Here is a 12,543-nt window from a genome sequence, read left to right on the forward strand (position 1 = left end):
TAGTAAGTAAGCTTGGATATATATAATAATCATTTATTTATTCATTCATATTTTATTTAAATACACTTATAGGGTATTGTTTAATATTATTAAATTTAAATAGTTTTAATAATATTATTCAAATAAATAAAAAAGATATTTTATAAGGGGAGGATTTAAGATGAGACCATTTCAAAAAAAATTTTGTGCTTTATTGGTAGGGATGTCTGTAATGACTAGCTTAGTACCAACAACTAGAACATCTGCAATACCTTTAAATGCTGAGGCTAAGCAAAAACAAAATGCTGAAACAGTGTATGTAGGTTTTATTAAGGATGGGGAAAGATCCACGTTATTTAACCAAGATTGGCGCTTTTACAAAGGTGATCAAGCAGGTGCAGAAGCTCTTGATTTTAATGATTCATCTTGGCGTTCTTTAAGCTTACCACATGACTGGAGTATTGAAGGAGATTTTACTGTTGAAGGTGAAGCTGAAAGTGGGTTTTTATTAGGAGGTACTGGATGGTATCGTAAACATTTTGTTATTCCAGAAAAATATGAAGGCAAAGAATTTACTATAAACTTTGATGGTGTTTATATGAATGCTGAAGTTTATGTAAATGGTAAGCTAGTAGGTGAACATAACTATGGTTATACAGCATTTGCTTTTGATATTACTGATGAATTAATATGTGATGGAGAAAGTGAAAATATAATAGCAGTAAAAGTAAAAAATCCAACTCCAAGTAGTAGATGGTATTCAGGAAGTGGAATATATAGAGATGTTACTTTAACAGTTACAGATTCTATCCATGTTTCACATTTAGGAACAACTGTTACTACACCAGAAATACAAACACAGCAAGGCGGAAATGTTGATGTAGTAGTTGAAACAGTTGTAGAAAATGAATCAGAGAACACTAGTGATATTAAACTTAAAACTACTGTTGTAAATTCTGATGGAGAAGAAGTTAGTAATCCAGTAGAAACAACTGAAAATATAGCTGCAAATGGAAACTTTACTTTTAAACAAACAGCAGTAGTAAATAATCCGAATTTATGGTCAGTTGATAACCCAAATATGTATAAAATAAAAAATGAAGTTATAGTAAATGATGAAGTAGTTGATACTTACTATACAGACTTTGGATTTAGATATTTCAATTTTGATAGAGATACAGGTTTCTCATTGAATGGAGAAAATATGAAGCTTAAGGGTGTTTGTATGCACCATGACCAAGGGGCTTTAGGAGCAGCTTCTTATTATAGAGCCGTTGAGCGTCAAATGGAGATAATGAAGGAAATGGGTGTAAATGCAATTCGTGTTACTCATAATCCTGCAAGTGAAATGTTATTAGAAATTTGCGATAGATTAGGGCTTTTAGTTATAAACGAAGCATTTGATACTTGGACAAACTCTAAGAATGGTAATGTAAATGACTTTTCTAAATTTTTCAATACCCCTATAGAAGAAGGCAATCAAATAATTAATGGAGAGCCAGGAATGTCTTGGGGAGAATTTGAAGCTAGAACAATGGTTAAAACTTCAATAAACAATCCATCAGTAATTATGTGGTCAATAGGAAACGAAGTTTTAGAGGGGATAGGTGGAAACTCTTCTAACTATTCTACAATTGCACAAAATATTGTTGAGTGGATTCAAGATGAAGATACAACAAGACCTGTTACTATTGGTGATAACAAGAGTAAGGGGGGACTTGGCAATACTAATGCCGTAGCTATTTCAGATGTTGTTGCTAATAATGGTGGTATAGTAGGGTTTAACTATGCTAATGAAAATCAATTTAACAGTTTAAGAAATAGTAAAGCTAACTGGATACTTTATGGATCAGAAACTAGTAGTGCAGTTCATAGTAGAGGATATTATAAGGTTAGAAATCATAACAATGAAAGTAAAAAGGATCTTCAACTACCTGAATTTGATAATAATTCAAATAAAGTAGGTTGGGGACATTCAGCAAGTGATGCATGGAAATACACAATAAAGCATGACTATAATGCAGGAGAATTTGTATGGACAGGATTTGATTATATTGGAGAACCTACACCTTGGAATGGGACAGGTCCAGGAAGTGTTTCAGGAGGAAATCCAGCACCAAAATCAAGTTACTTTGGTATAGTTGATACAGCGGGATTTGAAAAGGATGTTTATTATTTATATCAAAGTCAATGGAATGATGATGTAAACACATTACATGTATTACCAACATGGAATGAAGAAGATATCCCAGTTCAAAATGGAAATGTGCAAGTTGACGTGTTTACAGATGCTTATAAAGTTGAATTATATTTAAATGGAAGATTAATTGATACTAAAATATCTACAGAGCATATAACAGATGCAGGATACAAGTACTATACTTTTGAAAATGATTCATTATATCCAAGCTTCACTGTTCCATATGAGGCAGGTACAATAGAAGCAAAAGGATATGATAAGGAAGGTAATTTATTAACTAATACAGAAGGGAGATCTTCAGTTACAACTTATGGAGAAGTATCGACTGTAGATTTAAGTGCTGATAAAACTACTATAAGTGCAGATGGATATGACTTATCTTATATTACTGTTGATTTAGTAGATGCAGATGGAAACATAGCTTCAGGTGCAAATAATAGATTAACTTATACTCTTGAGGGAAATGGTAAAATAGTTGGTTTAGATAATGGTAACGCAGCGGATACAGATAGGTATAAACCAGCAACTGATAAATCAGGAACTAGAAGTGCATTTAGTGGTAAAGCTTTAGTTATAGTTCAATCAACTAAAGATGCAGGAGAAATGACTTTAACTGTTTCAGGTAAAGGATTAGAATCTAAATCTATAACTATTAATACTGTAAATACTGCAGGGGATAACAAGTATATAGAATCTTATGATATAGTTAAAGATTATTATGTATCATTAGAAGAAAAGCCATTATTACCAAAAGAAGTTACAGCTAGATATAGTGATGGTACTACTGAAACTGTAAAAGTTGATTGGAATGAATATGATGAAGCACAATTAAGTACTCCACAAATATTTAAAGTTACTGGTAAATTATCAGGTACAGATATTGCAGTAATTGTTAATATACATGTAATTGGTAATGTAGTTTCAATGGAAAATGTATCAACTTTCACTTATGCAGGAAATATACCTACACTTCCTAAGACAGTAAAAGGATATTTAGCAAATGGTACTGAATCAGAAGAGTTTGTTGTTAATTGGAATCTTGATGGTTTAGATTTTTCAACTGAAAATACAAATGTTTCAGTTCCTGGTACTGTAGAATTATTAGGGGAAACTTATAATGTTATAGCAAATGTACGTGTAGTTCCAGCTTTAAAAGCAGCTAAAAATCTTGCAATAAATAAATCAAGTGAAAATGATGATGTTCCAACATTATCTCAAAGTTGTAAAGTAACAGCAGATAACTTAAGTTCAATCAACAATGGAATTACAAATGGTGGGGAAAATGTTAATGAACGTTGGACAAACTGGAATGAGCGTAATTTAACTGGAGAAAATGGTGAACCTAAGGGTGCATATGTTCAATTTGATTGGAATAACAAATATGATATAGATCGTCTAGATTTATGGTTATTTACAGATAATTTAAGTGCAAGAATTCCAAAAAAAGTTGAAATTAGCTATAAAAATGAAAATGGAGAATACGTTATTGCGCCACATACAAATACAACAGAAGTATCACATACAGCTGGTGAAACAACTTACTTCTTAGATGAAGTTATAAACACTGATAGTATTAGAATTTATATGCAACAACCACAAGCTGGAAATTGTATTGGATTAACAGAAGTAAAAGTTTATGAATATGTAATGCAAGAAAATGCTAAGACTACAAACACTTTAACAGAAATAAAAATAGATGGAAAAGTTTTAGATAACTTTAATCCATCTACAAATGAATACTCAATTAATTTAGAAAAATTACCAGAGTTAGTTGAAGCAACATCAGAAGAAAATGCAGCAATAACTATATTACCAATTCATAATAATAAATCAACAATAGTTGTACGTGCAGAAGATGGATCTAAAAATGTTTATACTGTAAATTATATATTACCAGTACCAAAAGAGTATACAGTTACAGTAAATAAAACAGAGGGAGGTTCAGTTGCAGGTTCAGGAAAATATATAGAAGGTGAAGAAGCTACTTTAGTTGCAACAGCAAATGAAGGATATAAGTTCATAGGTTGGTTTGATGCAGAAGGAAAAGAAGTTAGCAAAGATGCAACTTACAGATTTATAGTTAGTTCTGATGTAGTATTAAATGCTAAATTCGAAAAAGTTCCTGAAGTTGTAGATCCAAGTGAACCAACAGACCCAGAAGAACCAACAAACCCAGAAAATCCTAGCAATCCAGAAAAACCAATAGAGCCAAGTAAGCCTGTAGAGCCAAGTAATCCAGGGGATCAAGGCGGTTCAAATGATCAAGGAAATACAAATGACTCAAGCAATTCAATAGGAGATAGTGATACTAAATTGCCTTCAACTGGTTCAGTAGTATCAAGTACTCAAATACTTGTATTAGCCTTAGTACTAGTAGGAGTAGGAACAGTTATATTAAGAAAAAGAAAATACGGATTAAAATAATTTATACTTTTATATGCCTCAGGGGAATTTCTCTTGGGGCATTTTTTATATAAAGAAAATAAAAATAGATTTGTCTATTGCTTCTTTAAAAATAAATTTATATTACCCAATATTTATGTGTAACAAATATTTAATGTAATCATATAATTAAATAAATTGAAAAAGAATGATATTAATTAAGTTAAATAATAAGTTTTTATAAAAAAATTATTTAAAAAAATTACATAAATAGAATTTTTGACATTATTAATAGAAAATTCGTGAAAAAGAATAAGTTTTATTATGTAGATATTAAAAAATAACTTATGAGCCTGAATGGAGGAGGTAATTTGGAAGAGCAGCTAATAAGTATTGAAGAAATTATAAAAATACTGAAGAAAAGGAGAAAAATTATAGTCATAATAACATTATTATCTACATTGGCTTCAGTAGTATTAAGTTTTTTTATAATTGAGCCTAAATATGAAGCAAGTACAAAGCTTTTTATAGGAAAAGAAACTACAGAAGCAAATCAAAGTTATAGTCAAAGTGATGTAATAATGTATCAGACATTAATGAAAACTTATTGCGAAGTAATAAAAACAAATGACCTTATTTTAAAAGCAGCAAAAGAAGCTAATATTGATTTAAATGCAGAAGAAGTTTTAGAAAACCTAAGTGTGATTACAATTGCTGATACACAAATTTTAGAAGTTAGTTTTAAAAGTGAAAATGCAAAAGAGGCAAGGGATTTAATTGAAGAAATCACAAAAGAATTTATAAAAATATCAAAAGAATTATTTCCAAATGGGAATGTAAAAGTGTTACAACAAGTAAGCCTTCCAGAGAAACCAGTAAGTCCTAATAAAATAATTAATATTTCAATAGCATTTTTATTAGGATTAATAGTAAGTGTTGCATTATCATTTTTACTGGAATTTCTCCGTAAGACAAGGGTTTGATTATATTATTAGATACTCATCCATTTTAAATAGGGTATATAATAATGAAAATAAATACTATTACTAGTAAGGTTTAGGAATAGTAAGCTAATAAATCAATTCTATTAATAAAGGTAAGATAATGGATTAAGCAGTATTAATAAAAGTAGGAGGAAGTATGAAAACTATTAGTTACTTAATCCTTAAAAGAATAATAGATATTATTGGATCGATTATAGGTATTGTTTTAGTAAGCCCAGTATTATTAGTAACAGCAGTTTTAATAAAATTAGAATCCAAAGGACGGATATTTTTTTCTCAAACCAGAGTTGGTTTACATGGAAAGGAATTTAAAATTTATAAATTTAGGTCAATGGTAGATGGAGCAGAAGCTCTTAGAAAAAGCATAGAGCATAAAAATGAAATGGCGGGGCCTATGTTTAAAGTGAGGGACGATCCTAGGATTACGAAAATAGGAAGGTTTATAAGAAAAACAAGTATAGATGAATTACCGCAGTTAATAAATGTTTTAAAGGGTGAAATGAGTTTGGTTGGACCAAGGCCAAGTCTTCCAAGTGAAGTTGAAAAATTTGAATCTTGGATGCTAAAGAGGCTGGAAGTAAAGCCAGGTCTTACTTGCTATTGGCAGGTATCTGGAAGAAATAATATTTGCTTTGAGGATTGGATGAAGCTAGACATCGATTATGTGAATCATAGAAATATGCAGCTAGATATAAAGTTGATATTTAAAACAATTATTTTGCTATTTGGAGATAAGAATGCATATTGATTGGAGGGAATGAATGAATATAGTAGTGGCTGGGACGGGCTATGTTGGGTTAGTTACAGGAGCATGTCTTTCAGAAATAGGGCATAATGTACTATGCGTAGATATTGATGAAAAGAAAGTTGAAGTAATGAAAAGTGGTAAAGCTCCGATATATGAGCCGGGATTAGATGAAATAATTAAAAGGAATTTTGATGCTGGTAGATTAGATTTTACTATTGATTATAAAAATGTATATAAAAATGCAACTGTTGTATTTATTGGAGTTGGAACTCCAGAGAGAGAAGATGGTTCAGCTAATTTAGATTATATCTTTGATGTATGTAAACAAATTGCTGAAAACGTAGAAAATGATTGTTTAGTTGTAGTTAAATCTACTGTGCCAATAGGAACTAATGAAAGAATTGAAGAATTCATGAAAGAAAATACAGTTAACAACGTAAATGTTGAGGTAGCATCTAATCCAGAATTTTTATCACAGGGAACAGCTATAGTAGATACGATGCAAGCAAGCAGAATAGTCATTGGAGTAGAATCAAAAAGAGCGGAGAAGATATTAATAGAAATATATTGTAAATTTAATAGGCCTATAGTTTGCACTGATAGAAGAAGTGCTGAGATGATAAAATATGCTTCAAATGATTTTTTAGCATTAAAGATAAGTTTTATTAATGAAATAGCTAATGTCTGTGAAATTATAAATGCAGATGTAGAAGATGTAGTAAAAGGAATGAGCTATGATAAAAGAATTGGGGACAAGTTTTTAAATGCAGGGTTAGGTTACGGAGGATCATGCTTTCCTAAAGATACTAAGGCACTTCATTGGCTAGCAAATGACCATGGATATGAGATAAAAACTATAAAAGCAGCTATAGAAGTAAATGAAAATCAAAAGCTTAAGTTATTTAGAAAAGCAAAGCAAAGGTTTGGAAGTTTAAAAGGAAAAAGAGTTGCGGTACTTGGATTGACATTTAAACCTGAAACAGATGATTTAAGGGAAGCTCCATCAATTTCTAATATAAAAAGATTATTGGATGAAGGAGCTGAAATAGTAGCCTTTGACCCAGTAGGAATAGAGAATTTTAAGAAAAAATATCCTACAGAAATAAGTTATGTATCTAATCCAGAAGACGCATTAAAAGATTCAGATATGGTATTTATATTTACCGAATGGAAGGAAATAAAAGCAATAGAAATAAAAAAATATATGGAATTAATGAAAACACCAATAATATTTGATGGCAGAAATTGCTTTAGATTAGAAGAAGTTAAAGAGACTAAAATAGATTATTACTCAATAGGAAGAAGAGAAATTCTTAATTTTAAAATTGAACAATAAAATGTGTATATTATATGAAAATATGGAGGTGAAATGGTAGAGTGAAATGAAAAAGATTTGTTTTATAGCTTCCACGGGAGGACATTTTGATCAACTAATGATGCTTAAGCCAATTATGGATAAGTATGATAGTTTTATTATAACTGAAAAAACATCTTATCAAGCTATAAAAGACAATAGAAAAATTTATTATTTAAAACAAGTAAATAGGCATGAAAAGATATTTATATTAAAAATGTTAGTAAATATTATAAATACTTTAAAAATATTTATAAGGGAAAAGCCAGATGTAGTTATATCAACAGGGGCTCTAGTTACTATACCAATTTGCATAATAGCGAAGATATTTAGAAAAAAGCTTATATTTATTGAATCATTTGCAAAAATTAATAGTCCTACATTAACAGGGAAACTTTTATATAAATTTGCAGATCAGTTTTATGTTCAATGGAAAGATATGCTTAAGATATATCCTAAGGCCATTTATAAGGGGGGGATATATTGAAAAAGTTGAGAAAGATATGTGCTTTTTTGCCAACTAAACTTGTTGTATATATAGATAATTTTAGAGCTTATGGGAAGGTATTAAATTTAAATGATCCAAAGTATTATGGAGAAAAAATACAATGGATAAAACTATATGGACAAGTTGAAAAATTTACTTCATTAGTAGATAAATATCAAGTTAGGAGTTATGTTGAAGAAAAAATAGGAAGTGTATATTTACCAGAATTATATATGATATATGAAAGTGTTTATGAAATAAATTATGATGAATTACCAGAAAAATTTGTTTTGAAGCTGAATAATGGATCTGGTGGAAATATCATATGTAGAGATAAGTCATTACTGGATAAAGAGAGAACTAATGAAAAGCTTAGAAGGTTAATGAAGGAAAAGTACTATAAATATACAAAAGAACTTCAATATAAAAATATAAAAACAATGATATTATGCGAAGAGTACTTAGAAGATAATAGGGGAGGTTTAATAGAGTATAGCCTGCATTGTTTTAATGGAAAAGTTGAATTTGTTGAGGTTCATACAGATAGGTTCAATGTATATAAGGAAAATTATTATTATCCTGATTGGTCAGAAGCTAAGTTTAGAGGAAAGTCAAAAAATCGTGCCAAGTGTATAGACAAACCAAAAAATCTAGAAAAATTAATTGAGCTTTCAGAAATATTAGCAAGTGATTTTACTTATGTAAGAGTTGATTTCAATGCTGTAGATAATAAATTATATTTTGGAGAGCTTACCTTTACTCCATCTAGCGGGACAGAGGGATTTTATCCTATTGAATATGATTTAGAAATAGCTGAAATGATAGATCTCAGTAAGTATTAAGTAAGTAAGTAAAAAGAATAGAAGTTGATAAGGAAAAAATGGGGATTGAGCAGTAAAAGTTGGAGTTAATAAATAAAAAATAGAAATTAAGCAGTGAAAAATAGAAATTGATATGTAAAAAATTAAGGGGGAGCAGTGACCGTTGAGGTTAATAAATAAAAATAGAAATTAAATAATTTAAGAATTATTGGGTAGCTGTAAAAAAATTGGGGCTTTAATAGATTTAAAAGGTGGTGAAGTTTATGGATAAAATACCTAAAGTTATACACTACTGTTGGTTTGGGGGAAATGAAAAACCTAAGTTAATAAATAAATGTATGGAAACATGGAAAAGGTATCTTAAGGATTACGAAATAATAGAGTGGAATGAAGAAAAGTTTAATATATATATGTGTAGTTTTACTAAGGAAGCATATGAAGATAAAAAGTGGGCATTTGTATCAGATTATTGCAGACTTTGGGTTCTATACAATTATGGGGGAATATATTTAGATACTGATATTGAAATCTTAAAGCCATTAGATGATTTATTAGATAATAAGTCATTTACAGGAGTTGAAGAGGAAGATCAAATAGCCTTTGGTATATGGGGATGTAGAAGGCAAGATAAGTTTTTAGGAGAGATTTTAGAATATTATAATTTGATAAATTACTCAGAATATAAGGGGAGATTACAAGGATTAGCAATTCCAATACACATTACAAATATGGCAAAAAAATTAGGGTATATAAAGAATCAAGATAGTATTTCTTATTATGGAGATGATGTGGTTGTATATCCTAAGGATTATTTTTATCCTAAAAGACATGCCTGGGAAGAGCCGAAAATAACAAAAAACACATATACAATTCATCATTATGAAGGAACTTGGAGAAAGCCACATCAAATATTAAGATCAAAAACTAAGGAGCTATTAATGAATGCTATTAGATATTTTCGGTAAAGAGGTGAATTTATGATTAGCTTAATTATACCAGTTTTTAATGTAGAAGAATATTTAAGGCAGTGCTTAGAAAGTATTATAAAACAAAGCTTTAGTAATTATGAAGTAATACTTGTTGATGATGGATCTACTGATAAAAGTATGGAGATAATTAGAGAATATGAAAAGAAATTTAAGCAAGTAAAAATATTATCTCAAATAAATAAGGGAGTTTCAGAGGCAAGAAATTTGGCTTTAAAACATGCTAAAGGAGAATATGTCTTATATATAGATTCAGATGATTTTTTGAAATTTAATATGTTAGAACTAATGGTTAATAAGGCTAATAAAACTAAAGCAGATATAGTCATGTGTAATTACAATCTTTACTATGGAGTTAATAATAAAAATAATAGAGTAGTTAGTTATAATGTTTTGGAGGACAAGATATATTCCTCAAGTGAAGTTATAGATATGATTTTAAATTTTAATATTCAAGGTCAGCTATGGAACAAGCTATTTAAGAGAAGTTTGCTTTTAAAAGATAATTTTAAATTTGAAAGAGGGAGGTATGTTCAAGATATATTTCCAGTTTTTAAAGTGATTAATAATAGTAATAAAATAGCATTTATAAATGAGGATTTATATTATTATAGGCAAAGAGAAACTTCAACTATTCATAAAAAAAATACTAAATTAGCAGAAGATTACTATCATGCAATGACTAGTATAATTCAATATATTATTAAGAATAATCTTCAAGTAAATTCCAATAGCTTTAAGGTATTTAGAGCAAGTATCTTATCATATTTTATTTATCATTATACTAATACAAATTTTAAGAGTAGCTATAGAAATTTTAAAAAATCTAAATATGCAGATTTAGATGTTAAATTAAAAGATTTTATATTTTTAAAAAGTTTAAATGAAATAGATAAATTAAGATTACTCTTATGGAAGCTTAGGATATTTAATTTAATAAAGAAGCTAAAAAATAAAATATAAGAAAAATTTTTTATAGACATTGAAGAAAAATCGTGAAAGCAAAAAGACAATTACAGATTTAGATAAAAAAATAATTAAAGTGAAAAGACAGTTATGGATTTATGAAAATATAAATTTTATGGAATATGATGTGGATTGCTTAATCGTTAAGGAGAATTATGAGAAGTAAAAGAGTAGTAAAAAATTATTTATACAATATGGGGTATGAAGTTTTAATATTAATTTTACCAATAATAACAGCACCATATATTGCAAGGGTTTTAGGGGCAGATGGTATTGGCATCAGTAATTATACTAGTTCTTTTGCAATTGTATTTTCAGTGTTTGGGAAATTCGGCATAGATAGATATGGAAGTAAGCATATAGCTTATACTAGGGATAATAAGGGAAAAAGAAGCAAAACCTTTTGGAATATATGGTTGCTGCAATTTATAAGTAGTCTTATATCAATTGTTGCTTATATTATATTTTCTACAATTCAAGGAAATTCATTAAAACTTTTATTCATATTACAATTACCAGTTGTTATATCGTCGTTAATAGATATAAGTTGGTTTTATATAGGGTTAGAAAATTTTAAGAAAATAGTAGTTAGAAATACAGTTATAAAGATTATAAGTGTAATATTAATATTTACTTTAGTTAAAAGCTATAGTGATTTAAACAAATATATTCTTATTAATTCTTTATCAGCTTTACTGGGATGTATTACATTTTGGAATTCTATATTTAAATATGTAAATAAACTTAAAGTTTCTAATATAAATATAAAACCATATTTAAGAGAATCATTTATATATCTTATTCCACAAATATGTATACAAGTTTACACAGTTGTAGATCAAATTATTGTAGGAACATTATCAAGTGTTACAGATGTTGGATACTATTCACAAAGCTTAAAGATTCCTAAAATGTCATTAGCCTTTATTACATCGTTAAGTATGGTACTTATGCCAGCAATAGCCAATCTATATGAAAAAGAAGATATAAAAAATATAGAGAAGTATTTAAAAAGTTCATTACAAATAACAATTTGTATTGGTATATTTGGGGCAAGCTCTATGGCAGCAGTAGCTAATAAATTTGTACCTATCTTTTTTGGAGAGGATTTTAATATAATAATTCCATACATGATGGTAAATAGTTTGATAGCAATAATCATACCTATAGGATTAGTTTTTACAAATCAATTTACTATACCAACTAGTAAAAATAGAGAATATGTAATTCCAATAGTTTTAGCCTCTATAGTAAGTATAATTTCTAATTTAATTTTAATACCTATTATAGGAGTAACAGGAGCAGTAATAACAATTATATTAACTGAATTAACATCCACTATTTTGAAAATAGTATTAATAAGAAAGTATTTAAATATGAAGGAATTGTTTAAAGGAACATATACTTATTTATTATTTGGAAGTGTTAATTTTATTATTGTTTATTTAAGTAGTTTTATTGTTAGAACTAATGGTATATCTTTATTATTTATATGTGGATTATGTTTTTTAGTTTATGGGGCATTAATGTTGATATTTAACAATCCAATTAAGGCAGATCTTCTAAATTTAATAAAAAGCAAAAGAAAAGATAGGAAAAAAATATTTTATTAAGGG

10 protein-coding genes are annotated in these 12,543 nt (G+C 28.4%); all 10 read left to right on the forward strand.

The window, feature by feature from the left end; translation table 11 throughout:
* Nucleotides 1–160: 160 nt before the first annotated feature.
* Entirely contained in the window at nucleotides 161–4,603 is a 4,443-nt protein-coding gene (locus tag J2Z25_RS08515; RefSeq protein WP_209739758.1) for a glycoside hydrolase family 2 TIM barrel-domain containing protein, read from the forward strand.
* A 329-nt stretch (nucleotides 4,604–4,932) separates the two neighbouring features.
* Nucleotides 4,933–5,544, forward strand: a complete 612-nt coding sequence (locus J2Z25_RS08520; protein WP_209739760.1) for a YveK family protein — start codon at nucleotides 4,933–4,935, stop codon at nucleotides 5,542–5,544.
* A gap of 157 nt (nucleotides 5,545–5,701) precedes the next feature.
* Entirely contained in the window at nucleotides 5,702–6,313 is a 612-nt protein-coding gene (locus J2Z25_RS08525; protein WP_097033204.1) for a sugar transferase, read from the forward strand.
* Between the two features lie 13 nt (nucleotides 6,314–6,326).
* On the forward strand, nucleotides 6,327–7,649 hold the full coding sequence (locus J2Z25_RS08530; protein WP_209739763.1) for a UDP-glucose dehydrogenase family protein: 1,323 nt from the start codon (nucleotides 6,327–6,329) through the stop codon (nucleotides 7,647–7,649).
* 46 nt (nucleotides 7,650–7,695) lie between these two features.
* Entirely contained in the window at nucleotides 7,696–8,154 is a 459-nt protein-coding gene (gene pssD / locus J2Z25_RS08535) for a PssD/Cps14F family polysaccharide biosynthesis glycosyltransferase (RefSeq protein WP_097033206.1), read from the forward strand.
* Nucleotides 8,151–8,996, forward strand: coding sequence for an ATP-grasp fold amidoligase family protein (locus tag J2Z25_RS08540; protein WP_209739765.1), 846 nt, complete (start codon nucleotides 8,151–8,153; stop codon nucleotides 8,994–8,996). The genes pssD and J2Z25_RS08540 overlap by 4 nt, the downstream gene beginning before the upstream one ends.
* A 242-nt stretch (nucleotides 8,997–9,238) precedes the next feature.
* Nucleotides 9,239–9,940 (forward strand): glycosyltransferase family 32 protein, encoded by a 702-nt coding sequence (locus tag J2Z25_RS08545; protein WP_209739768.1) that lies wholly within the window; start codon nucleotides 9,239–9,241, stop codon nucleotides 9,938–9,940.
* A 12-nt stretch (nucleotides 9,941–9,952) separates the two neighbouring features.
* Complete coding sequence (locus J2Z25_RS08550) at nucleotides 9,953–10,924, forward strand: glycosyltransferase (RefSeq protein WP_209739770.1); 972 nt, start codon at nucleotides 9,953–9,955, stop codon at nucleotides 10,922–10,924.
* Nucleotides 10,925–10,943: 19 nt separating this feature from the next.
* The gene (locus J2Z25_RS08555; RefSeq protein ID WP_209739772.1) at nucleotides 10,944–11,093 is read left to right on the forward strand and encodes a hypothetical protein; all 150 of its coding nucleotides are present in this window, start codon (nucleotides 10,944–10,946) and stop codon (nucleotides 11,091–11,093) included.
* Nucleotides 11,083–12,540 carry an oligosaccharide flippase family protein gene (locus J2Z25_RS08560; protein WP_209739776.1) on the forward strand — a complete coding sequence of 486 codons (1,458 nt, stop codon included), beginning with the start codon at nucleotides 11,083–11,085 and terminating at the stop codon, nucleotides 12,538–12,540. Before J2Z25_RS08555 ends, J2Z25_RS08560 begins: the two co-directional genes overlap by 11 nt.
* Nucleotides 12,541–12,543: the final 3 nt, after the last annotated feature.

This window comes from Clostridium tertium (assembly GCF_017873245.1).
GTDB lineage: Bacteria > Bacillota > Clostridia > Clostridiales > Clostridiaceae > Clostridium > Clostridium tertium.